Consider the following 24,132-nt stretch of genomic DNA (forward strand, 5'->3'; position numbering starts at 1 on the left):
CCGCAGTTGTCCGATTCCAGCTTGGCCAGCTCTTGGCCGTGGGCTTCAATGGCGTCGGCCAGTTTGAGCAACAGCAGCGAGCGCTCCTTGGGCGGCGTCTGCGACCAGCTGTCGAACGCGACATCGGCGGCGCGCACGGCGGCATCGACCTGGGCCGGGCTGGCTTCGTTGATCTCCACCAGCACACGGCCCAGCGCCGGGTTGAACACCGGTTGGGCAGGGCCTTCGCCGTCGAGCAACTGGCCGTTGATCAGGAGTTGGGTTTGCATCGTTCTGTCCTCTTACAAGTGTTCTTGTTTTTTTGTGGGAGCGAGCCTGCTCGCGATGGCGTCCTTGAGAACGCCAGAAGCATCGCGAGCAGGCTCGCTCCCACAGGGGGATTCATCGGTTGCGGATTTATTTACCACCACTGCCCGCAACGCTTTCACCGCCACGGGTCAGGTAATAGGCGCCGAGAATCGGCAGCATGGTCACCATCATCACCAGCATCGCGACGACGTTGGTCACCGGCACATCCCGTGGGCGGCTGAGCTGGTTGAGCAGCCACAGCGGCAGGGTGCGTTCGTGACCGGCGGTGAAGGTGGTGACGATGATTTCATCGAACGACAGTGCGAACGCGAGCATGCCGCCGGCCAGCAATGCCGAGCCGAGGTTGGGCAGGATGATGTAGCGGAAGGTCTGCCAACCGTCGGCGCCCAGGTCCATCGACGCTTCGATCAGGCTGTGGGAAGTCCGGCGCAAGCGGGCGATGACGTTGTTGTAGACGATCACCACGCAGAAAGTCGCGTGACCGACGACGATGGTGAACATTCCAGGCTCGATGCCCAGAGTCTTGAAGGTCGCCAGCAGCGCGATCCCGGTGATGATCCCCGGCAGGGCAATCGGCAGGATCAGCATCAGCGATATGCCTTGCTTGCCGAAGAAGTCCCGGCGATACAAGGCCGCCGATGCCAGCGTGCCGAGCACCAGTGCAATCAGCGTGGCGATCGAGGCGATTTGCAGCGACAGCTTGATCGCGTCCAGCACGTCAGGCCGCGAGAACGCCACGCTGAACCACTTCAGGGTGAAACCCTTGGGTGGAAAGCTGAACGCCGCGTCTTCGGTGTTGAAGGCGTACATGAAGATGATCAGGATCGGGAAGTGCAGGAACACCAGCCCGCCCCAGGCGGCTATTTTCAGGCCTATAGAGGCTTTCTCAGAGTGCATCGAAGGCCCCCAGACGTTTGACGATGGACAGGTAAACGGCGATCAGCACGATCGGCACCAGGGTGAACGCGGCGGCCATCGGCATGTTGCCGATCGCGCCTTGCTGGGCATACACCATGCTGCCCACGAAGTAGCCCGGCGGGCCCACCAGTTGCGGCACGATGAAATCGCCCAGGGTCAGCGAGAAGGTGAAGATGGAACCGGCGGCGATGCCCGGCACCGACAGCGGCAGGATCACCTGCATGAAGGTCTGGCTCGGCTTGGCGCCCAGGTCGGCCGAAGCTTGCAACAACGAAGGCGGCAGGCGTTCCAGCGAAGCCTGGATCGGCAGGATCATGAAGGGCAGCCAGATGTAGACGAACACCATGAAGCGCCCCAGGTGCGAAGTCGACAAGGTGCTGCCGCCGACGCCCGGAATACCCAGTACGAGCTGCAACAGCGACTCCAGCCCCAGGTGTTGCACGAACCACTGCGCGACGCCGCCCTTGGCCAGCAGCAAGGTCCAGGCATACGCCTTGACGATGTAGCTGGCCCACATCGGCATCATCACCGCGATGTAGAAGAACGCCTTGGTCTTGCCGGTGGTGTAGCGCGCCATGTAGTAGGCAATCGGGAACGCGACAATGGCACTGGCAATCGAGACCACGACCGCCATGCTCAGGGTGCGCAGGATGATGTCGAAGTTCGACGGCTGGAACAGCGCGGCGAAGTTCGCCAGGGTCAGCTCTGGCGTGACCGCCATGGTGAAGTCGTCGAAGGTGTAGAACCCTTGCCACAACAGCGTCAGCAGCGAACCCAGATAGATGGCGCCGAACCACAGCAGCGGCGGCACCAGCAGCATCGACAGATACAGGTTTGGCCGGCGATACAGCAGGTTGGAAAACCTGCGCAGCGTTGAACCGCCGGCCGGGGTTTTGGAAATGGCCATGGTGTTCATGTCACACCCCACCCACAACGGTGTCGTGCAACGGGATCATGGCTTCGCGGGCCCAGCGGGCGGTGATGCGTTGTCCGGTCTGGTGCTGGGCGCTGAGGTCCAGCCACTGATTGTTGGCCTGGCTGACGCTCAGCGTCTGACCGTTTTCCAGCTTCAGCTCATAGCGTGTGGCGCTGCCCTGATACTGGATGTCGTGCAGCAATCCGCTGACTTCGATTTCGTGGCTGGCCAACGGGCCTTCGGCGAAACGCACGTGCTCCGGACGGATCGAAAACGGTTGCGGGTTGCCACTCAACTGTTTGGCCAGATCGCCGCGAATCACGTTGGAGGTGCCGACGAATTCGGCGACGAAGGTCGTCGAAGGTTTCATGTACAGATTGCGCGGCGAGTCGACCTGTTCGATACGGCCCTTGTTGAACACGGCCACGCGGTCGGACATCGACAACGCTTCGGTCTGGTCGTGAGTGACGAAAATGAAGGTGATGCCGAGCTGGCGTTGCAGCTTCTTCAATTCGCTTTGCATTTGCTCGCGCAACTTCAGGTCCAGCGCGCCGAGCGGCTCATCGAGCAGCAGCACCCGCGGGCGGTTGACCAGAGCGCGGGCCAGGGCCACACGCTGGCGTTGACCGCCGGAAAGCTGCACCGGCTTGCGCTCGCCGTAGCCGCCAAGGGCGACCATTTCCAGCGCTTCTTCGGCGCGCTTCTGGCGTTCGGCCTTGCCGACGCCTTTGACTTTCAGGCCATAGGCGACGTTGTCGCGAACGTTCATGTGCGGGAACAACGCGTAATCCTGGAATACGGTGTTCACATCGCGTTGATACGGCGGCAGCCCGGCGGCTTCTTCGCCATGAATGCGGATGGAGCCTGCGCTGGGTTGCTCGAAACCGGCGATCAGGCGCAGACAGGTGGTTTTGCCCGAACCCGAAGGCCCCAGCATGGAGAAAAACTCGCCGTCCTGGATGTCGATGGAAACCCGGTCAACGGCCTTCACTTCGCCGAACTGACGGGAAACGTTGGTGAACTGGACTGCAAGCGTCATGGTGCGGTGCTCCAAAAAGGCGAGGGCCGTCGCAGCGGCCCTGCCTGGACTTCTGAAAAACGAATATCTGTCATTCACTGGCCGAGCGCGTGGCGGCAACGGCGGTGATCAAATGTGGGAGCGAGCCTGCTCGCGATTGCGGTGTGTCAGTCAGCAGTGATGCCGACTGTGATGCCCACATCGCGAGCAGGCTCGCTCCCACAGGGGAGGACGGCTTACCGACCGCCCATGATCGCGATGTAATCCTGGGTCCAGCGGCTGTACGGCACGAACTTGCCGCCCTCGGCCTGCGGGGTTTTCCAGAAAGCGATCTTGTCGAATTGATCGAAACCGTTGGTCTTGCAGCCTTCGGCACCCAGCAGTTCACTCTCCTTGCACGCCGCCGGCACCGCTGGCAATGAACCGAACCATGCCGCTACGTCACCCTGGACTTTCGGTTGCAGCGACCAGTCCATCCACTTGTAGGCGCAGTTGGGGTGCTTGGCATCGGTGTGCATCATGGTGGTGTCGGCCCACCCGGTGGCGCCTTCTTTCGGGATGGTCGAGGCAATCGGCTGCTTGTCGTTCACCAGGCCGTTGACTTGATACGGCCAGGCGCCGGAGGCGACCACGCCTTCGTTCTTGAAGTCGCTCATTTGCACGGTGGTGTCGTGCCAGTAGCGGTGGATCAGCGGCTGCTGGGCGCGCAACAGATCGAGCACCGCCTTGTACTGGGCCTCGGTCAGTTCGTAGGGGTTCTGGATACCCAGTTCAGGCTTGGCGGTTTTCAGGTACAGCGCTGCGTCGGCGATGTAGATCGGACCGTCATAGGCCTGCACGCGACCCTTGTTCGGCTTGCCGTCGGGCAGGTTTTCAGCATTGAACAGCACGCCCCAGGTGGTGGGCGCGGACTTGAATACGTTGGTGTTGTACATCAATACGTTCGGACCCCACTGGTACGGGGTGCCGTAGGTCTGCTTGTTGACCACGTACCAAGGGGCATCCTTCAGGCGCGGGTCGAGGTTCTTCCAGTTCGGGATCAGCGCGGTGTTGATCGGCTGCACGCGCTTGCCGACGATCAGGCGCAGGGACGCGTCGCCCGAGGCCGTGACCAGGTCGTAACCACCCTTGGCCATCAGGCTGACCATCTCATCGGAGGTGGCGGCGGTTTTCACGTTCACTTTGCAGCCGGTTTCCTTCTCGAAACCGGTCACCCAGTCGTAAGCCTTGTCGCTTTCGCCACGTTCGATGTAGCCGGGCCACGCCACGATATCCAGTTGGCCTTCGCCGGCGCCGACAGCTTTGATTGGCTCGGCGGCCTGGACACCGGCGCTGGCCAGCAGCGCGGTTGTGATTGCACTGAGCAGTGCGGTCTTGTACACGAACATGGGATTTCCCTCTTCTTTAAATTATGGTCGGGGCAGATGTGAACGTGGTGAAGCATGCCGTTAATGGCTTGTTATTAGCGTAGTCAGAGATGCTGCCCGTGGCGCGCCATGATGTGCCGCACCACGCTGTAGTCCTGAAGCGAATCGCTGGACAGGTCTTTACCGTAGCCCGAGCGCTTGAGGCCGCCATGGGGCATTTCGCTGGCCAGCAGGAAATGGCTGTTGATCCAGGTGCAGCCGTACTGCAAGCGCGCGGAGACCTGCATCGCCTTGTCGAGATTCTGGGTCCAGACCGAGGAAGCCAGGCCGTATTCCGAATCGTTGGCCCAGTCCACCGCCTGTTCGAGCTCATCGAAACGGGTGACGGTCACTACCGGTCCGAACACTTCGCGCTGGACAATCTCATCGCTCTGCTTGCAACCGGCCAACAACGTCGGCTGGTAATAAAAACCTGCACCGGAATGCACCGCCGCACCCGTCACTCGTTCGATGTGCGGCTGACCGAGGGCGCGTTCGACGAAGCTGGCCACGCGGTCGCGCTGGCGGGTGCTGATCAGTGGGCCGATTTCATTGTCGGCATCACGCTTGCCGGCGAAGCGCAGACTGCTGACGGCCGCGCCAAGTTCGGCCACCAGGCGGTCGTGAATCCCGGCCTGTGCATAGATCCGGCACGCCGCCGTGCAGTCCTGGCCGGCGTTGTAGTAACCATAAGTGCGCACGCCCTCGACAACGGCCTGGAGGTCGGCATCGTTGCAGACGATCACCGGGGCTTTGCCGCCGAGTTCAAGGTGGGTGCGCTTGAGGGTCCTGGCCGCCGCCTGGAGGATTTTCTGTCCGGTGACGATATCGCCGGTCAGCGACACCATGCGCACCTTGGGATGGCTGACCAGATGGCTGCCGACCCCTTCACCGCCACCGCAGACAATATTGATCACACCGCGTGGCAGAATTTCGGCCAGCGCGGGGGCCAGGGCCAGGATCGACAGCGGCGTGTGCTCCGACGGCTTGAACACCAGGGTGTTGCCGGCGGCCAGGGCCGGGGCGATTTTCCACGCGGCCATCATGATCGGGTAGTTCCAGGGCGCAATCGATGCCACCACGCCAATCGGATCGCGGCGCACCATGCTGGTGTAGCCGGGCAGGTATTCGCCACTGAGCTGGCCGGTCTGGCAACGCACGGCACCGGCGAAGAAACGGAACACGTCGACCGTGGCGTTCAGGTCATCCTGGCGGGCCAGGTGCAACGGCTTGCCGCAATTGAGGGCTTCGAGGCGGGCCAGCAGGTCGGCGTTTTTTTCGATAGCGTTGGCAATGTCCAACAGCATGTTCGAGCGTTGCTGCGGTGTGGTGCGCGACCAGCCGGCGAAAGCGCGATGGGCGGCGAGGGTGGCGGCTTCGACCTGATCGGTACTGGCCTCGGCGATCTGAGTCAGCACTTCACCGGTGGCAGGGTTGATGATCGGCTCGACAAAGCCCTGGCCGGCGACCAATTCACCATCGATCAACAAGGCGGTGAACAACGGAGTCTGCGCGCCAGCCATTTTTCGGGATCTCTTTTCTTGTATAGCCATGCTGTTCCCCTGTGACTGGGGGCCGGCCGTCTTATATAGATGCAGCAAGACTAGTGCGCAGGCCCGAGGTCGACAAATACTAAATACTGAAGGTTGCGTTCGATTAAATAGATGGCTTGCGTCCGCCATGCGGCTGCTCACGGGCGACCGTCAGGAACGGGTCCACCAGCGCCGGACGCGCAGTGCCGCGCCGCCACGCCAGGCCGACGTCGAGGGTCTGGCTCAGGTCGGCGATCGGTCGCGCTTCAATGATGTCGCCCTCCAGCGACCAGGGGCGGTAGGTCATGTCGGGCTGGATCGAGACACCCAGCCCGGCGGCCACCAGGCTTCGTACCGCTTCGGTCGAGGCGCTGCGCAACGTGATGCGTGGTTGCAGGGAGGCCGCTGTCCAGATGCGCTGGGCATTGCGGTCCATTTCGTCGACTTTCAATTGAATCAGCGGTTCGCGGGCCACGTCGGCGAGGTTGATGCTGTCGTGTTCCAGCAAGGGGTGCTGTGCCGGCAACCAGAGGCGGTGGGGTGAATGGGTCAACACTTCAGTCTGCAAGGCGTGGCGGTCTTCGAGATTGGAAAGGATCAGTACACCGACATCGATCTCGCCACTGACCAGCAAATGCTCGATATAAGGGCGTTCATCCTCCATCACGCGGATTTCCACGTTGGGGTAGGCGCGCTGGAAACGGGTGAGCAAATCCGCCAGATAGTAGCCGGCCACCAGGCTGGTCACCCCGACGATCAACTGCCCGGCCACCTGGTCGGTACTCTGCTGCAGGCTGCGCTTGGCGTTATCGACCGTGGCCAGTATCAGGTGCGCCTGGCGCAGGAACTGATGGCCCTGATGGGTCAGGGTCATGCCCTTGGCGTGGCGGTTGAACAGGCTGACGCCGATTTCCTCTTCCAGCTGCTGGATCGCCAGGGTCAATGTGGACTGGGAAATGAAGGCGGTTTGCGCTGCGGCGGAGATCGAGCCGGTCTCGGCCACGGCGATGAAGTGACGGATCTGACGCAAGGTCATCATGGAGGGCATACCCGGTGGGCAGTTTTTATAGATTTGTTCGAGTGTATATCTTTTTTTCTGAACGGTAGTCGCAAGGATGATGGCAATTTGAATTCCTCACAAAAACCCTACAAATACCGATTTCCCCGCCGATTACTCTCGATAAGGCATGAACCTTAACGTCGGAGATATCGAAATGAATGTCAGGAAGATGTCATTCGGATTGGCGCTGTCGCTGGGGCTTGGCACAAGTTGTTTTGCATCTGCGCCGGTGGAGCGGGGTGTTGTCCATTTTCAGGGCGCTATCGTGCAGGGGCCGTGCAGGGTCTCCGACACTGGGCAAGGTTTTGCGGTACATGACTGTCCGCGTGGACATCACATCAGTGCGCAACGCATGGCGCCGGTGGCCACTGTCGATTCGCTCGACCCCTCAGGCCCTGAGGTCAAATTGCTGGTCGAAAGCAATGCGGGGCAGGGGAATTTCACTCGTCAGTACGTGTTACTGAATGCGGCAAACGAGCCGGTCAGTTCGGGAACGCATCGGATAACCCTGACCTACCCCTGATGTAGGAGCGAGCACGCTCGCGATGGACGACAAAACACCGCGGGGTGTCAGGCTGCCAGCGTCATCGTTGACGTCCATCGCGAGCGTGCTCGCTCCTACAGAGGGGGGGCGTGTCGCTTCTGGATGACCATTGCACGGCCCCTTTATGCCAAATCACCACTGGCACATCGCCCGCGAGCTAGCGGACAGTCCCTGTCCAGAGCGGCTTCCGCTTTTTTTGCTCAGGATGAGAAAGGGTGCGCAAGCGTCTTATAAATGAGACACCGCCCTCGGCTATACTCCCCCGCATTTCGATCAAGTCACGAGGACTCACTGTGAAGAACTGGACGTTGCGCCAACGCATTTTGGCGAGCTTTGCGGTGATTATCGCCATCATGTTGCTGATGGTGGTCGTCTCGTATTCGCGGTTGCTGAAGATTGAAGCCAGCGAAAACAGCGTCCGTGACGATGCCCTTCCCGGTGTCTATTACAGTTCGATGGTCCGTGGCGCTTGGGTCGACAGTTACCTGCAGACCCAGGAGATTTTGGGGCTCAAGGAAGGCCAGGGCATCAGTGCCGAGGATGCGGCGGACTACAAGTCCTTCGAAGCGCGCCTTCAGCAGCAGATGGCCAACTACCGCAGCACGGTGACCACCGACGAAGACAAGATCGAGTTCGCTGCCTTCGAAAAGGATCACGAAATCTACATGAAGATTCAGGACGCGGTTCTGGATCTGCACAAGCGCAATCTGCCGGAAGAGGCAGTCAAGCTGTTCCATGAGCAATTGACCCCGGCATGGGTCACAGGCCGCATGAAACTCAACGACATCATCGGTGAAAACAAGAAGGTCGCCGACGAGGCGATAGCCAACATCGACGACGCCGTGGCGGGCGCGAAAATCAGCATGTTCCTCTCGTTGCTGGTAGCGGTGGTGGCCGCCGGTCTGTGTGGTCTTTTGCTGATGCGCGCGATCATGTCGCCGATGAATCGTATCGTGGATATCCTTGAAATCATGCGCACTGGTGACCTCAGCAGCCGTTTGAACCTGGAGCGCAAGGATGAGTTCGGCGCGGTGCAAACCGGCTTCAACGACATGATGACCGAGCTGACCTCCCTGGTATCCCAGGCCCAGCGCTCGTCGGTGCAGGTCACCACCTCGGTGACCGAGATTGCCGCCACCTCCAAGCAGCAACAGGCCACCGCCACCGAAACCGCCGCCACCACCACCGAGATCGGTGCGACCTCCCGCGAGATCGCCGCCACTTCCCGTGACCTGGTGCGCACCATGAATGAAGTGTCCACGGCGGCCGATCAGGCGTCCGTGGCCGCCGGTTCCGGGCAGCAAGGCCTGGCCCGCATGGAAGAAACCATGCACTCGGTGATGGGCGCGGCCGATCTGGTCAACGCCAAGCTGGCCATCCTCAACGAGAAGGCCGGCAACATCAACCAGGTGGTAGTGACCATCGTCAAAGTAGCCGACCAGACCAACCTGCTGTCGCTCAACGCAGCCATCGAAGCCGAGAAGGCCGGCGAATACGGACGCGGTTTTGCCGTGGTCGCCACCGAAGTGCGGCGCCTGGCGGATCAGACTGCGGTCGCCACCTATGACATCGAGCAGATGGTCCGCGAGATCCAGTCCGCGGTGTCGGCCGGTGTGATGGGCATGGACAAGTTCTCCGAGGAAGTGCGCCGAGGCATGTCCGAGGTGCAGCAGGTCGGCGAGCAGTTGTCACAGATCATCCATCAAGTGCAGGCGCTGGCGCCGCGGGTGTTGATGGTCAACGAGGGCATGCAGGCCCAGGCCACCGGTGCCGAGCAGATCAATCATGCGCTGGTGCAATTGGGCGATGCCAGCAGCCAGACCGTCGAATCCCTGCGCCAGGCCAGCTTCGCCATCGACGAACTCAGCCAGGTGGCCGTGGGCCTGCGCAGCGGCGTTTCGCGATTCAAAGTCTGATGAATGAGCTGACGGCCAAGCGCACTGCGGTGAAGCAGGGGGCGCACGCGTTGTTCCTGGTGTTCCGCATCGGCAGCGAGCGCTATGCCTTGCAGGCGGTCGAGGTGGCGGAAGTGCTGCCGCGCCTGCCATTGAAACCGATTGCCCACGCGCCGCAGTGGGTGTCGGGCGTGTTCGCCTGGCGCGGCTCGGTGGTGCCGGTGATCGATATGAGCGCGCTGACCTTCGGTGTGCCGGCGCAGATACGCACCAGTACACGACTGGTGCTGGTGCACTACCGGGCGAATGAACAGGCGCCCATGCAATTGCTCGGGCTGATTCTGGAACAGGCCACCGACACGTTGCGCTGCAACCCCGCAGACTTTCGTCCCTATGGCCTGGACAATCGCCAGGCGCCGTACCTTGGACCCGTGCGCGAGGATGAACAGGGCTTGCTGCAATGGGTGCGGGTTGCCGATCTGCTGGAGGAGCGGGTTCGCGCGCTGCTGTTCCCGACGCCGCCGCTGGACCCTGCGTTGCTTGAGGAGCTGCCATGAACGGCGATCAGCGTTTCTTCGATTTCCTCAGGGCGCGCATCGGTCTCGACGTGACTTCCGTGGGACCGGCGATCATCGAGCGTGCGGTGCGGCAACGCAGCACCGCGTCGCAGGCGCAGACGTCCGATGAGTACTGGCGCACCCTGCAAGGGTCAAGCGACGAGCAGCAGGCACTGATCGAAGCGGTCATCGTGCCGGAGACCTGGTTTTTCCGTTACCCGGAATCCTTCTGCGCCCTGGCGAAACTGGCGAGCAAACGGCTGGCCGACATCAATAATCTGCGTGCCTTGCGCATTCTCAGCCTGCCGTGCTCCACCGGCGAAGAACCCTATTCGATTGCCATGGCGCTGCTTGATGCCGGGCTGAAACCGCACCAGTTCAAAGTCGACGGCATGGACGTCAGCCCGCTCTCGGTGGAGAAGGCCCGGCGTGCGCTGTATGGCAAGAATTCGTTTCGCGGGCAGGACATCGCGTTTCGCGACCGCTATTTCACAGCTGAAAACGATGGCTTTCGCCTCAGTAGCCGGGTGCTGGAGCAAGTGCGACTGCAAGTCGGCAACCTGCTCGATCCACTATTGCTCACCGACGAGCCGCCCTATGACTTCGTGTTCTGCCGCAACCTGTTGATCTATTTCGATCAGCCGACGCAAAAGCAGGTGTTCGAAGTTCTCAAACGCCTGACCCATGTCGACGGCGTGCTGTTCATCGGTCCGGCCGAGGGCAGCCTGTTGGGGCGTGCGGGCATGCGCTCGATTGGTATCGCACAGTCCTTTGCCTTCAGCCGCCAGGAAACGGCGCCACCCGAACCGTTGCCGGCATTCGTTGCCACGCCCAAACCCATGCCCTTGCCGGTGCCGCAAGCGCTGCGCAGCCCTGTGTCGCCACCGGCGCCCCGACGGCCGTTCAGCACGGGCGCGCACATTGCCCTTGCCGATAAACCAACCCGCTCCGATGCGGCCTTGCTGCTGGCGAGCATCGCCGCGTTGGCCGATGAAGGTAAATGTGCCGAAGCCCGTGCCGAGTGCGAGCGTTATCTGCGCAGCCATGAACCGGTGGCCCAGGTGTTCTACTGGCTGGGGTTGCTCAGCGATGTAGCCGGCGACGTGCTGCAAGCCCAGGGTTTTTACCGCAAGGCGTTGTACCTCGAACCGCAACATGCCGAAGCATTGATGCACCTGGCCGCCTTGCTGCAGTCCCAGGGCGACAGTGTTGGGGCCAGACGATTGCAGGACCGCGCCGCCCGCAGCGAGCGCGCCGCCGACAGTGAGCGCAAACGATGATCGCCTCCGACACCTTTAGCGTCACCCGGGAAGATGCCCAGGCCATCGACGATTGCTGGAACCGCATCGGCATCCATGGCGACAAGTCCTGCCTGTTGCTGACCGAACACATTCATTGCCGCAATTGCGCGGTGTACTCGGCTGCCGCGACACGCCTGCTGGATCGATACGCGTTGCAACAGGAAGATCGCGTGCAAATGTCCGGTGCGGTGGAGAGCGAGATCAAGACCCGCTCGCTACTGATGTTCCGCCTCGGCGAAGAATGGCTGGCCCTGGCCACGCGCAGCCTGGTGGAGGTGGCACCGCAACAACCTATTCATTCGCTGCCGCACCAGCGTTCCCGGGCGCTGCTCGGTGTGGCGAACGTGCGCGGCGCGCTGGTGGCGTGTCTGTCGTTAGTCGAATTGCTGGGGCTGGAAGGCGTCAGCCGTGTGGTCCCCGGCGCGCGGGTCATGCCGCGCCTGTTGATCATCGCTGCCCACGGTGGCCCGGTGGTGGTGCCGGTCGATGAAGTGGACGGTATTCATGCCATCGACGAACGCATTCTCGAGGCGGCGTCGCGCTCCGGTGCACAGGCCGGTGCCCGATACACCCGTGGTGTGTTGCAATTCAAGGGGCGCAGTCTGCGCTGGCTGGATGAGGAACAGTTGTTGTCCGCCGTGACCCGGAGCCTGACATGACCCCCGAGCAAATGCGCGACGCCTCGTTGCTGGAACTGTTCAGCCTGGAGGCCGAGGCCCAGACCCAGGTATTGAGCGCGGGCCTGCTGGCGCTGGAACGTGACCCGACCCTGGCCGATCAACTTGAATCGTGCATGCGTGCCGCGCACTCGCTCAAGGGCGCGGCGCGGATCGTCGGCGTCGATAGCGGCGTCAGCGTTGCCCATGTGATGGAAGATTGCCTGGTCAGTGCTCAGGAAGGGCGGCTGTACCTGCGCCCCGATCATATCGATGCGCTGCTGCAAGGGACCGATCTGCTGGTGCGCATCGCCACGCCGGGCAACGCGCCATCCCCGGCGGACATTCAAGACTATGTCGCCTTGATGGGTCGCCTGCTCGACCCGACGGCCGCCACCCAGGCGCCCCCGCCACCCCCCGCGCCGGTGCTGGCGCCGCCGCAACGCCAGGTGCCTGTAGACGAAGCCGAAGTGCCCGCCGCCGAACCGCTTGCGGAGCCACTTGCAGAACTACCGGCGTCTGCACCGAAGAAAAACCGGCGTACCACGGAAAGTGGCGAGCGCGTGTTGCGGGTGACGGCCGAGCGCCTCAACAGCCTGCTCGATCTGTCGAGCAAGTCCCTGGTGGAAACCCTGCGCCTCAAGCCGCACCTGGCCGCCATGCAGCGTCTCAAGCGCATGCAGAACAACAGTCTGAGGGCACTGGAAAGCCTCAATGTCCATCTTCAGGACCATGAGTTGAGCCTCGAAGCCCGGGAAGCCCTTGAGAATGCCCGTCGCCTGCTGGCCGAGTCCCAGCAACTGCTGGTGGACAAAAATGCCGAGCTGGATGAGTTCGCCTGGCAGGCCGGCCAGCGCGCCCAGGTGCTCTACGACACTGCCCTGGCCTGTCGCATGCGGCCGTTCGCCGATGTGTTGACCGGTCAGGTGCGCATGGTTCGCGACCTCGGTCGCAGCCTCGGCAAACAGGTGCGACTGGAGATCGAGGGGGAGAAAACCCAGGTCGATCGCGATGTGTTGGAAAAGCTCGAGGCGCCGTTGACTCACCTGCTGCGCAATGCGGTCGATCACGGTATTGAAACCCCGGAGCAACGGCTGTTGGCCGGCAAGCCGCAGGAAGGGGTGATTCGCTTGCGCGCCTCCCACCAGGCCGGCCTGCTGGTGCTGGAGCTTAGCGATGATGGCAATGGCATCGATCTGGAGAAGGTTCGCCGCAGCATCGTCGAGCGCCAGTTGTCCCCGGCCGAAACCGCCGCGCAGTTGAGCGAGGAGGAGTTGCTGACGTTCCTGTTCCTGCCGGGCTTCAGCCTGCGCGACACCGTGACCGAAGTCTCCGGGCGTGGCGTCGGCCTGGACGCGGTGCAACACATGGTCCGCCAGCTGCGCGGCGCCGTGGTGCTGGAGCAGGTCTCGGGCGAAGGCAGTCGCTTTCATCTCGAAGTGCCGCTGACCCTGTCGGTGGTGCGCAGTCTGGTGGTGGAAGTCGGCGACGAGGCCTATGCATTTCCGTTGGCTCATATCGAGCGAATGTGCGACCTGGAATCGGCGGACATTGTGCAGATCGAAGGCCGCCAGCATTTCTGGCACGAGGGTCGGCATGTCGGATTGGTGGCTGCCAGTCAGTTGCTGCAGCGTCCGGCGAGCCAGAACAGCCAACAAGCCCTGAAAGTGGTGGTGATCCGCGAGCGCGATACGATTTACGGCGTGGCGGTCGAACGTTTCATCGGTGAGCGGACCCTGGTGGTGCTGCCACTCGACGAGCGTCTGGGCAAAATCCAGGATATTTCCGCCGGTGCCCTGCTGGACGACGGTTCGGTGGTGTTGATCGTCGACGTCGAAGACATGCTGCGTTCGGTGGACAAACTGCTCAATACCGGGCGCCTGGAACGCATCGCCCCGCAAGGCGGTCAGGCCGTCGAAGCAGCCCGCAAGCGGATTCTGGTGGTTGACGACTCCCTCACCGTGCGCGAACTGCAACGCAAACTGTTGCTCAATCGCGGCTACGACGTGGCGGTGGCGGTCGATGGCATGGATGGCTGGAACGCCCTGCGTTCGGAGGATTTCGACCTGCTGATCACCGACATCGACATGCCGCGCATGGATGGCATCGAACTGGTGTCGCTGTTGCGTCGGGACAACCGGCTACAATCGCTGCCGGTGATGGTGGTGTCCTACAAGGATCGTGAAGAGGACCGTCGCCGTGGCCTGGACGCCGGAGCCGACTATTATCTGGCTAAAGCCAGTTTTCATGACGATGCCCTGCTCGATGCAGTGGTGGAGCTCATAGGAGGAGCAGGGGCGTGAAAATCGCAATCGTCAACGACATGCCCATGGCCGTGGAGGCCTTGCGCCGGGCGCTGGCTTTCGAGCCGGCGCACCAGGTTATCTGGGTGGCGGGCAATGGCAGGGAGGCGGTGCACAAATGTGCCGAGCAAACGCCGGACCTGATACTGATGGACCTGATCATGCCGGTCATGGACGGGGTGGAAGCGACCCGGCGGATCATGGCCGAAACACCCTGCGCCATCGTCATCGTCACCGTGGATCGCCAGCAAAACGTGCATCGGGTATTCGAGGCCATGGGGCACGGCGCCCTGGATGTGGTCGATACCCCGGCCCTTGGCGCCGGCAATGCCCAGGAAGCCGCGGCGCCATTGCTGCGCAAGATCATGAACATCGCCTGGCTGATCGGCGAGAAGGGCGGTCGCGTGCAAGCCTCACCCGGCCCGCTGCGCAGTGCAGGCTCGCGCCAGGGCCTGATCGCCATTGGTTCATCCGCAGGTGGCCCGGCGGCACTGGAAGTCCTGCTCAAGGGGCTGCCACGGGATTTTTCCCCGGCCATCGTGTTGGTGCAGCATGTCGATCAGGTATTTGCCGCCGGCATGGCCGAATGGCTTGGCAACACCAGCGGCCTGAACGTACGCCTGGCCAGGGAAGGCGAAACGCCGCAGAGCGGCACGGTGTTGCTGGCCGGTACCAATCACCATATTCGATTGCTCAAAAACGGGACGCTGGCGTACACCGCCGAACCGGTCAACGAAATTTATCGACCCTCGATCAATGTGTTTTTCGAGAGCGTGGCCAATTACTGGAACGGTGATGCGGTCGGTGTTTTGCTCACCGGCATGGGGCGTGATGGCGCGCAAGGGCTTAAACTCATGCGCCAACAGGGCCACCTGACCATCGCACAGGACCAGGGCAGCAGTGCGGTGTACGGCATGCCGAAAGCGGCGGCGGCCATCGATGCCGCCGTGGAAATATGCCCGCTGGAAAGGATAGCGCCACGATTGCTGGAGATTTTCCCCAAATGACTACCCTTAACAGCAATCCTGGCCCAAGTAGTATTCAGGTGAATGCCCATGAATGATTTACAGCTCGACGACTTCAAGACTGACGAAAATGCCGCCATGGTGTTGCTGGTGGACGATCAGGCGATGATCGGCGAGGCGGTGCGGCGCGGGTTGTCGAACGAAGAAAACATCGACTTCCATTTCTGCGCCGATCCGCACCAGGCCATTGCCCATGCGGTGCGCATCAAGCCGACGGTGATCCTGCAGGATCTGGTCATGCCCGGCCTCGACGGTCTGAGCCTGGTGCGCGAGTACCGCAACCATCCGGCGACCCGGGACATTCCGATCATCGTCCTGTCGACCAAGGAAGACCCGCTGATCAAGAGCGCGGCATTCGCGGCCGGGGCCAACGACTACCTGGTCAAGCTGCCCGATAACATCGAACTGGTCGCGCGCATTCGCTATCACTCGCGCTCCTACCTCACGTTGTTGCAGCGCGATGCGGCGTACCGTGCATTGCGGGTCAGCCAGCAGCAGTTGCTCGACACCAACCTGGTGCTGCAACGCCTGATGAACTCCGACGGCCTGACCGGGCTGTCGAACCGCCGGCATTTCGATGAGTACATGGAGCTTGAGTGGCGACGCGCCCTGCGCGAGCAGAGCCAACTGTCGTTGCTGATGATCGACGTGGACTATTTCAAGGCCTACAACGACACCTTCGGCCATCTGGAAGGCGACGAGGCCCTGCGCAAGGTCGCCACGGCGATTCGCGATGCCTGTGCCCGGCCTTCCGACCTGCCGGCCCGTTATGGCGGCGAAGAGTTCGCCCTGGTGCTGCCCAATACTTCACAGGGTGGGGCGCGGCTGGTGGCGGAGAAACTGCGCATGACCGTGGAAGACTTGAAAATCCCCCACAGCTCTCCAACCGAGGGTTCGAGCCTGACGATCAGCATCGGCTTGGCCACCATCACGCCGAAAGCGGGCAGCCATTGCCGTGATTTGATCTCGGCGGCGGACAAGGGCCTGTATGCGGCGAAGAACAACGGGCGCAATCAGGTGGGCATCGACTGAACTGTAGGAGCGAGCGTGCTCGCTCCTACAACAGGAGATGGGCGTTTTCGACCAAGCGGACTGCCGTTTGCGGTCGTTTGCCGTTATACTCGCCGGCTTTCAAAAGTTTGCCAACGAGTGCTGCCCGCCATGGAAATCAATCCGATCCTTAACACCATCAAGGACCTGTCCGAGCGCTCCGAAACTATTCGGGGGTATCTTTGACTACGATCAAAAGCATGAGCGCCTGATCGAAGTCAATCGCGAGCTTGAGGATCCGAACGTCTGGAACAAGCCCGAATACGCCCAGGAACTGGGCCGCGAGCGTTCCGCGCTGGCGCAGATCGTCGAGACCCTGGACGGCTTGTCCGGTGGCCTGGCCGATTGCCGTGACCTGCTGGACATGGCCGTCGAAGAAAACGACGAAGGCGCGGTCGACGATGTGGTCACCGAACTGGCCCGTCTCGAAGAGTCCCTGGCCAAGCTGGAATTCCGTCGCATGTTCAGCGGCGAAATGGACATGAACAACGCCTACCTGGATATCCAGGCCGGTTCCGGCGGCACCGAAGCCCAGGACTGGGCCAACATCCTGCTGCGCATGTACCTGCGCTGGGCGGACAAACGCGGCTTCGACGCGACCATCATGGAACTGTCGGCCGGTGAAGTCGCCGGCATCAAGGGCGCCACCGTGCACATCAAGGGCGAATACGCCTTTGGCTGGCTGCGTACCGAGATCGGCGTGCACCGCCTGGTTCGCAAGAGCCCGTTCGACTCCGGCAACCGTCGCCACACCTCGTTCTCCGCTGTGTTCGTTTCGCCAGAGATCGACGACAAGGTGGAAATCGAGATCAACCCGGCCGACCTGCGGATCGACACCTACCGTTCCTCCGGTGCCGGCGGTCAGCACGTAAACACCACCGACTCGGCCGTGCGTATCACCCACGTACCGACCAACACCGTGGTCAGCTGCCAGAACGAACGTTCCCAGCACGCCAACAAGGACACCGCCATGAAAATGCTGCGGGCCAAGTTGTACGAACTGGAAATGCAGAAGCGCAGCGCCGCTTCCCAGGCGCTGGAAGACAGCAAGTCCGACATCGGCTGGGGTCACCAGATTCGCTCCTATGTACTCGATGCCTCGCGGATCAAGGATCTGCGTACCAACATCGAACGTAGCGACTGCGACAAGGTGCTCGACGGCGATATCGACGAATACCTGGAAGCCAGCCTGAAATCAGGGCTCTAATGCACGCGCTACAGGGGTGTCGTGCCCCTGTAGGAGCGAGGCTTGCCCGCGAACCCCGGCTACAACCGGGGGTAACGAACCTGTGATGGAAAATCTAAAGACATGAGCGACCAACAACTCGACACGCAAGCCCTGCAACAGGAAGAAAACTCCCTGATCGCCCTGCGCAAGGAAAAGCTTGCTGCCGAGCGCGCCAAGGGCAACGCCTTCCCGAACGACTTCCGCCGTGAAAACTACTGCGACGAACTGCAGAAGAAATACGCGGACAAGACCAAGGAAGAGCTGGCAGAGGCTGCAATCCCGGTCAAGGTTGCCGGTCGTATCATGCTCAACCGTGGCTCGTTCATGGTGATCCAGGACATGTCCGGGCGGATTCAGGTCTACGTCAACCGTAAAACCCTGTCCGAAGAGACCCTGGCGGCCGTGAAGACCTGGGACATGGGCGACATCATTGCAGCCGTTGGCACCCTGGCCCGCTCCGGCAAGGGCGACCTGTACGTTGAAATGACCGACGTGCGTCTGCTGACCAAGTCCCTGCGTCCGCTGCCGGACAAGCACCACGGCCTGACCGACACCGAGCAGCGCTATCGCCAGCGCTACGTTGACCTGATCGTCAACGAAGAAGTACGCCAGACGTTCCGCGTGCGTTCGCAAGTCATCGCCCACATCCGCAGCTTCCTGATGAAGCGTGACTTCCTGGAAGTGGAAACGCCGATGCTGCAAACCATTCCGGGCGGCGCGGCGGCCAAGCCGTTCGAAACTCACCACAACGCGCTGGACATGGAAATGTTCCTGCGTATCGCCCCGGAGCTTTATCTGAAGCGTCTGGTGGTCGGTGGCTTCGAGAAAGTGTTCGAGATCAACCGCAACTTCCGTAACGAAGGCGTTTCGACTCGTCACAACCCTGAGTTCACCATGTTGGAGTTCTACCAGGCCTACGCCGATTACGAAGACAACATGGACCTGACCGAAGAACTGTTCCGTGAACTGGCGCAGCTGGTTCTGGGCAGCACCGACGTGCCGTACGGCGACAAGGTGTTCCACTTCGGCGAGCCGTTCGCGCGTCTGTCGGTGTTCGACTCGATCCTCAAGTACAACCCCGAGCTGACCGCAGACGACCTGAACGACATCGACAAGGCCCGTGAAATCGCCAAGAAGGCCGGTGCCAAGGTGCTGGGCTTCGAGGGGCTGGGCAAGCTGCAGGTGATGATTTTCGAAGAGCTGGTCGAGCACAAGCTGGAGCAGCCGCACTTCATCACCCAGTACCCGTTCGAAGTGTCGCCGCTGGCCCGCCGTAACGACGAGAACCCTAACGTCACCGACCGTTTCGAACTGTTCATCGGTGGTCGTGAAATCGCCAACGCCTACTCCGAGTTGAACGACGCGGAAGACCAGGCCGAGCGTTTCATGGCGCAGGTGGCCGACAAGGACGCTGGCGACGACGAAGCCATGCATTACGACGCCGACTTCGTTCGTGCGCTGGAGTACGGCATGCCGCCAACGGCGGGTGAAGGGATCGGTATCGACCGTCTGGTGATGTTGCTGACCAACTCACCGTCGATCCGCGATGTGATCCTGTTCCCGCACATGCGACCACAAGCGTAAGTGTTTCAATCAAAAAGCCGCCTTTTCAGGCGGCTTTTTATTGCCTGTCTGGTACAAACGTATCAATTTGTTGCTTTCATCTGAGAGGAAAGACCTGTCGTGAATCATGCAATGGCTCAAGAAGGTGCAGCGGGTATCGCCACTGCGGTCGCTGAAAGTGTTCAGTACCAGGGTCGCAAGGCCAGCCGACAGGGCAGCGAGCAGCGTCGACAGGACATTCTCGATGCCGCCATGCGCATCGTGGTACGCGATGGTGTGCGCGCCGTGCGCCACCGGGCAGTGGCTGCCGAGGCTGGCGTGCCGCTGTCGGCCACGACCTACTACTTCAAGGATATCGATGACCTGCTCACCGATACCTTCGCTCAATACGTGGAGCGCAGTGCGGCCTATATGGCCAAGCTGTGGGTGAACAACGAAGGCTTGCTGCACGAAATGGTCGATAGTGGCGACGGCAGCCCGCAATCGCGTTCCAAACTGGCGGACGACATAGCACGCCTGATGGCGGACTATGTTCACCGCCAGTTGATCAACCGCCGCGAGCACTTGATGGCCGAACAGGCATTTCGCCAGGAAGCGCTGCTCAATCCACGCCTGGCGGAGCTGGTGCGCTCACATCAGCAAATTCTCCTGCAGGGGTCCTGCCAGCTGTTCCAGGTCCTGGGCTCCCGTGAACCGCAGCAGGATGCCAAAGTGTTGACGGCTATAATCGGACGGATGGAATATCAGGGGCTGCTCAATGATGCGGAGCCGGTCGCCGAGGAAGAATTGCTCGGCATCCTGACGCGGTACATGCATTTGGTGCTGGCCTCGGTGTAGTGCACCCCTGTAGGAGCGAGCAGGCTCGCGATGGTCGTCAACGATAACACTGGCAGCCTGACACCCTGCGGCGGCCTCTCATCCATCGTCGGAACGCCGCCCGGAGCATGCTCGCTCCTACAGGGCGGCTGCCGTTTCGGGAGCAACGCGTGTTCATAGGGAGTGTTGAATGAAAGCCTGGCGTGGCGTCGTGATCGCCTTGTCGTTCCTGTTGCTCAGCGGTTGCCTGGTGGCCTTCGAGGCGCCGTTGCCTGTGAGCGATCCCGCACCCAAGGGCTTACTCGGCAAGTGGACCAGCACCAACGCCTGGGGCGAGCCGCTCAACCTGGAACTGACGCGCACCGGCGACAATCGCTATCAGGCGGTCAGCTATTTCAGGGCTCGGCCCGGTGAACGCGAAGCCTATCCGTTCACGGTGTCGCACCACGGCAGTCGCTGGTATCTCTCGGCGAAAGCACCGGCCCGGTTCGGCGGGCACTTCGTCATCGCCGGGTTTGAACTCACCGACCAGCATGAATTGGTGGTGTATAACCTCGACCTTGAGCAAATCAGGCAGGCCCTTGGGCAGAAAGCCCTCGATGGCAGCAGCTTTCAGACTGACGACGGTGATGGTGTGTTGATCGGTGGTGACATGGACCGGGTGTCCGCCTACCTCGACGATCCGGCCAACTCCGATGTGTTCGTTGAAGTGGTGCGTTACCGGCGCCAGGGCAAAGCCAGATAAACCCAGTACATAACGGTTTCAACAGGAGTTTCGGGTGGACGATTACCAGCAGACGATACGCATTTTGTCCGATCGCATTGTGCTGGCGCAGACGCCGATCCGCGTCCTCGATGCAGTCAAATGGGACGACAATATCCGCAAGGGCTTCCTCAAGGCCAAGGGCAAGGAATTGCCGGCGGTGGATCGCGACTATTACCTCAACCGGCCATTGGCGTTCGATTCGAGCAAAGTGAAGCTCGAATTCCAGAACATCGAGCGCGATATCACCCGCCAGCTCGGCCAGTTCAACCCGGTTGGCCAGATCATGCGCCGCATGTGCAAGGAATACCGGATGGTGGTGCGCATGCTCGAAGCACGCGGCACCGAGGATTTCGGCCTGATTTCCCAGGAACTGTACGGCGCTGCCTCCGATGCGTTCCACGCCGGTGACCCGACCCTGTCCGACCTGGGCATGATGTTGTCCGAGTACCTGAACAACATCGACGGCCGTGGCGACTTGAAGGATGAGCCGAAGACGCTGACCGCCAAGGATGCCGTCGACATGCTTCAGCACCGCCTGAACAAGGTGTTCGGCGAGGCCGAGGAAACCATCCGGGTGTTCGAGTCCGACGGGATCGTTGCCGATGCGGCGGCCGGCGCCGACTACATCAAGATCCGCACGGACGCGATGTTCAACGAACGCGACGTGCGGGCGCTGGAAGTCCACGAGGGGCTGGTGCATGTCGGCACCACGCTGAACGGCCTGAACCAGCCAATCTGCACCTTCCTGTCCAAAGGGCCGCCCTCGTCGACGGTGACCCAGGAAGGCCTGGCGATCCTGATGGAAATCATCACGTTCGCCTCGTACCCCAGTCGCCTGCGCAAACTCACCAACCGTACTCGCGCCATTCACATGGTGGAGGAGGGCGCAGACTTCCTGCAGGTGTTTGAGTTCTTCCGCGAGCAAGGTTTCGAGATGCCCGAAAGCTACAGCAACGCCAGTCGCGTTTTCCGCGGCTCGGTGCCGACAGGTCTGCCATTTACCAAAGACTTGTCCTACCTCAAGGGCTTCATCATGATTTACAACTACATTCAACTGGCCGTGCGCAAAGGCAAGCTGGAGCAGATCCCGCTGCTGTTCTGCGGCAAGACCACGCTCGAAGACATGCGTACCTTGCGTCAGCTGGTGGATGAAGGATTGGTGGCGCCACCCAAGTACTTGCCGGAACAGTTCCGCGACATGAACGCGCTGTCGGCGTGGATGTGTTTCTCCAACTTCCTGAACCACCTGAGCCTGGACCGGATCGAGGCGGATTACTCCAACATCCTGTGACCGAAGACCCACTGTAGGAGCGAGCATGCTCGCGATGAGCGCCAGGGCACCGCGGGGTATCAGACTGCCAGCGTTATCGTTGACGACCATCGCGAGCAGGCTCGCTCCCACAGGGTAGGTATTCCAAATCCATTTTTGCGAGGTATCAACGGATGAGATTCCTCGGCACGCTCTGCTTTCTCCTGGCCCTGAGCGGTTGCAGCTCGCTGCTGTTCTACCCCGAACCCGGCCAGTTGTTCACTCCGCAAAAGGCCGGCCTCGAATACCGCACGGTTACGCTGACCACCGCCGATGGCCTCAAGCTGAACGCCTGGTGGTTGCCGGCGAAGGAAGGTGTCGCGGTCAAGGGCACGGTGCTGCACCTGCATGGCAATGGCGGCAACCTGCCCATGCACCTCGGCGGGAGCTTCTGGTTGCCGAAAAACGGTTACCAGGTGTTGCTGGTGGACTACCGCGGTTATGGCTTGTCCGAGGGCAAACCGGGCCTGCCGGAGATCTACCAGGATATCGATGCAGCCTTTAGCTGGCTGGACCAGGCGCCGGAGGTCAAAGGCAAGCCGCTGATATTGCTCGGTCAAAGCCTCGGTGGCTCGATGGCCGTGTATTACCTGGGGCAGCACCCGCAACGCCAGAAGCAACTGAAGGCCTTTGTGCTCGATGGCGTGCCCGCCAGTTACCGCAGTGTCGGCCAGTACGTCCTCGGCACTTCATGGCTGACCTGGCCATTTCAAGTGCCTTTATCCTGGCTGGTGCCCGATGGCGATAGCGCCATTTACGCCATGCCACACCTTAAGGACGTGCCGAAACTGATCTACCACAGCATCGACGATCCGATCGTGCCTCTTTCCAACGGCATCCGACTGTATCAAGCTGCGCCGCCGCCGAGGGTGCTGCAACTGACCCGTGGCGGGCATGTGCAGACGTTCGCCGACCCGGTCTGGCGCAAGGTCATGCTGCGCTTTCTCGACGACCCGCAACATTTCAACGGCCTGCGCCGTCTGGGTGAAATCCCCAATTACCCGGCACCCGAACATCCCGAAGATGAACCCCTAGAGAGTCCGCAATGAGTGAAGAACGCAACGCCATCCCGCTGATCATCACCGGTATCTGCAGCATCCTCGGCACCGTCGGTGCCCTGTGGTGGTACGGCTACCTGCATTTCGCCAAACCCGAGGATGCGTTGCTGCTCAACGAATTCACCATGCTCAAGACCATTCCCGGCGAAGACTACAAAGTCTCCCTGGAGCCGGCGGCGCAAGTGGCGCAATGCATTGACGGGGTGTTGGTGTTGTTCGATACCGAACAGAAAGGCCTGACGGGCGTGCTGGTCGATGGCAAGAAAAAAGCCGTGCGCTGCATGGGGCAGGAAACCCCGCAAAAACTGGAGCAATAACCGGCAATTCAAATCCAATGTGGGAGCGAGCCTGCTCGCGATGGCGGTGTAACAGTCAACATGAATGTTGAATGTAAGTCCGTCATCGCGAGCGGGCTCGCTCCTTCAGTAGGCGGGAGGGGTCAGTGTTTCTGCTTGTCGTGACCGGCCGATAAATCGTGCAGATGGCGACGGGACAAGGCCAGAAAGCGCGGGGTCGGGCCGATGTCTTCGTACAGCGGATCGCCTTCTTCGTCGGTGGCCACCACCGTCGAGCCTTTCACATAGGGAAAGCTCTTTTCCAGTTCTTCCAGGGCGGCGCCAATCAGCTCGCCGAGCAGTTCTTCAGGTTGCCGTTTGGGGTACATCTCGGTGATCGCGGCCAGGCGGGCGGCCGCTTCCACATCCAGGTGAATCGTGTAGCCGGTCTTGGTCAGGCGACCCTTGGCGTTTTCTTCCCAATGACGGGCAAGTTCGCGAATTTTCATAATGACCTCATGGCGCGCCTGCTCGTGGCAGGCCGAGTGAGATTCCGGCCATGGCCGGTGGCGGCCGTCGTACGGCCTTCTGTTCAGACTAGCTTTTGCGGCGAAGGTTTGAGAGCCC

At 61.3% G+C, this 24,132-nt stretch carries 23 protein-coding genes; 15 read left to right on the forward strand and 8 right to left on the reverse strand.

The features are described from left to right. The 7 genes from ACQKP2_RS22310 to ACQKP2_RS22340 all read right to left on the reverse strand — a co-directional run. Positions 1-269: aldehyde dehydrogenase family protein (locus ACQKP2_RS22310; RefSeq protein ID WP_427579501.1), on the reverse strand; the 269-nt coding region annotated here is incomplete at its 3' end. Between the two features lie 127 nt (positions 270-396). Then, a complete protein-coding gene (locus ACQKP2_RS22315) occupies positions 397-1,206 on the reverse strand; it encodes an ABC transporter permease (protein WP_427579502.1) in 810 nt (269 codons plus the stop codon). Further along, positions 1,196-2,143 (reverse strand): ABC transporter permease, encoded by a 948-nt coding sequence (locus tag ACQKP2_RS22320; RefSeq protein ID WP_427579503.1) that lies wholly within the window; start codon positions 2,141-2,143, stop codon positions 1,196-1,198. Before ACQKP2_RS22320 ends, ACQKP2_RS22315 begins: the two co-directional genes overlap by 11 nt. Position 2,144: 1 nt before the next feature. Next, on the reverse strand, positions 2,145-3,182 hold the full coding sequence (locus ACQKP2_RS22325) for an ABC transporter ATP-binding protein (protein ID WP_427579505.1): 1,038 nt from the start codon (positions 3,180-3,182) through the stop codon (positions 2,145-2,147). 215 nt (positions 3,183-3,397) lie between these two features. Continuing rightward, on the reverse strand, positions 3,398-4,549 hold the full coding sequence (gene ydcS, locus ACQKP2_RS22330; protein WP_427579507.1) for a putative ABC transporter substrate-binding protein YdcS: 1,152 nt from the start codon (positions 4,547-4,549) through the stop codon (positions 3,398-3,400). Between the two features lie 83 nt (positions 4,550-4,632). After that, entirely contained in the window at positions 4,633-6,120 is a 1,488-nt protein-coding gene (locus ACQKP2_RS22335) for a gamma-aminobutyraldehyde dehydrogenase (RefSeq protein WP_427579508.1), read from the reverse strand. A 103-nt stretch (positions 6,121-6,223) separates the two neighbouring features. Continuing rightward, positions 6,224-7,138 (reverse strand): LysR family transcriptional regulator, encoded by a 915-nt coding sequence (locus ACQKP2_RS22340; RefSeq protein ID WP_427579509.1) that lies wholly within the window; start codon positions 7,136-7,138, stop codon positions 6,224-6,226. A gap of 148 nt (positions 7,139-7,286) precedes the next feature. Between ACQKP2_RS22340 and ACQKP2_RS22345 the strand changes: the two genes are divergently transcribed. The 15 genes from ACQKP2_RS22345 (at position 7,287) to ACQKP2_RS22415 (ending at position 23,547) form a co-directional block, all read left to right on the forward strand. Continuing rightward, a complete protein-coding gene (locus tag ACQKP2_RS22345) occupies positions 7,287-7,682 on the forward strand; it encodes a hypothetical protein (RefSeq protein WP_427579511.1) in 396 nt (131 codons plus the stop codon). Between the two features lie 314 nt (positions 7,683-7,996). Continuing rightward, positions 7,997-9,619: a methyl-accepting chemotaxis protein gene (locus ACQKP2_RS22350; protein ID WP_427579512.1), complete on the forward strand. Its 1,623-nt coding sequence runs from the start codon at positions 7,997-7,999 to the stop codon at positions 9,617-9,619. Then, entirely contained in the window at positions 9,619-10,155 is a 537-nt protein-coding gene (locus tag ACQKP2_RS22355) for a chemotaxis protein CheW (protein ID WP_427579513.1), read from the forward strand. Before ACQKP2_RS22350 ends, ACQKP2_RS22355 begins: the two co-directional genes overlap by 1 nt. Next, a complete protein-coding gene (locus ACQKP2_RS22360; protein ID WP_427579515.1) occupies positions 10,152-11,435 on the forward strand; it encodes a CheR family methyltransferase in 1,284 nt (427 codons plus the stop codon). Before ACQKP2_RS22355 ends, ACQKP2_RS22360 begins: the two co-directional genes overlap by 4 nt. Beyond that, positions 11,432-12,115, forward strand: coding sequence for a chemotaxis protein CheW (locus tag ACQKP2_RS22365; RefSeq protein WP_427579517.1), 684 nt, complete (start codon positions 11,432-11,434; stop codon positions 12,113-12,115). The genes ACQKP2_RS22360 and ACQKP2_RS22365 overlap by 4 nt, the downstream gene beginning before the upstream one ends. Beyond that, the gene (locus tag ACQKP2_RS22370) at positions 12,112-14,415 is read left to right on the forward strand and encodes a hybrid sensor histidine kinase/response regulator (RefSeq protein WP_427579519.1); all 2,304 of its coding nucleotides are present in this window, start codon (positions 12,112-12,114) and stop codon (positions 14,413-14,415) included. Before ACQKP2_RS22365 ends, ACQKP2_RS22370 begins: the two co-directional genes overlap by 4 nt. After that, a complete protein-coding gene (locus ACQKP2_RS22375) occupies positions 14,412-15,422 on the forward strand; it encodes a chemotaxis response regulator protein-glutamate methylesterase (protein ID WP_427579521.1) in 1,011 nt (336 codons plus the stop codon). Before ACQKP2_RS22370 ends, ACQKP2_RS22375 begins: the two co-directional genes overlap by 4 nt. 48 nt (positions 15,423-15,470) lie before the next feature. After that, entirely contained in the window at positions 15,471-16,472 is a 1,002-nt protein-coding gene (locus tag ACQKP2_RS22380; RefSeq protein WP_427579523.1) for a diguanylate cyclase domain-containing protein, read from the forward strand. A gap of 129 nt (positions 16,473-16,601) precedes the next feature. Continuing rightward, positions 16,602-17,697 (forward strand): peptide chain release factor 2 gene (prfB, locus tag ACQKP2_RS22385; protein ID WP_427579525.1). Its coding sequence is split into 2 segments (ribosomal slippage): positions 16,602-16,673 and positions 16,675-17,697, totalling 1,095 coding nucleotides; the frame shifts between segments, so codons are not numbered across the junction. A 102-nt stretch (positions 17,698-17,799) separates the two neighbouring features. Further along, positions 17,800-19,302: a lysine--tRNA ligase gene (lysS, locus tag ACQKP2_RS22390; RefSeq protein WP_427579526.1), complete on the forward strand. Its 1,503-nt coding sequence runs from the start codon at positions 17,800-17,802 to the stop codon at positions 19,300-19,302. A gap of 99 nt (positions 19,303-19,401) precedes the next feature. Further along, on the forward strand, positions 19,402-20,118 hold the full coding sequence (locus tag ACQKP2_RS22395) for a TetR/AcrR family transcriptional regulator (RefSeq protein WP_427579528.1): 717 nt from the start codon (positions 19,402-19,404) through the stop codon (positions 20,116-20,118). Positions 20,119-20,287: 169 nt separating this feature from the next. Beyond that, on the forward strand, positions 20,288-20,842 hold the full coding sequence (locus ACQKP2_RS22400; protein WP_427579530.1) for a hypothetical protein: 555 nt from the start codon (positions 20,288-20,290) through the stop codon (positions 20,840-20,842). A 34-nt stretch (positions 20,843-20,876) separates the two neighbouring features. Further along, positions 20,877-22,154, forward strand: a complete 1,278-nt coding sequence (locus tag ACQKP2_RS22405; RefSeq protein WP_427579532.1) for a flavohemoglobin expression-modulating QEGLA motif protein — start codon at positions 20,877-20,879, stop codon at positions 22,152-22,154. A gap of 152 nt (positions 22,155-22,306) precedes the next feature. Continuing rightward, positions 22,307-23,221, forward strand: a complete 915-nt coding sequence (locus ACQKP2_RS22410) for an alpha/beta hydrolase (RefSeq protein WP_427579534.1) — start codon at positions 22,307-22,309, stop codon at positions 23,219-23,221. Further along, positions 23,218-23,547: a hypothetical protein gene (locus tag ACQKP2_RS22415; protein WP_007990787.1), complete on the forward strand. Its 330-nt coding sequence runs from the start codon at positions 23,218-23,220 to the stop codon at positions 23,545-23,547. Before ACQKP2_RS22410 ends, ACQKP2_RS22415 begins: the two co-directional genes overlap by 4 nt. Before the next feature lie 122 nt (positions 23,548-23,669). Here ACQKP2_RS22415 and ACQKP2_RS22420 read toward each other — a convergent pair whose 3' ends face one another. Then, positions 23,670-24,014, reverse strand: coding sequence for a pilin assembly protein (locus ACQKP2_RS22420; RefSeq protein WP_427579536.1), 345 nt, complete (start codon positions 24,012-24,014; stop codon positions 23,670-23,672). Positions 24,015-24,132 lie beyond the last annotated feature (118 nt).

It is taken from the genome of Pseudomonas sp. NPDC089569 (assembly GCF_050280625.1).
GTDB lineage: Bacteria > Pseudomonadota > Gammaproteobacteria > Pseudomonadales > Pseudomonadaceae > Aquipseudomonas.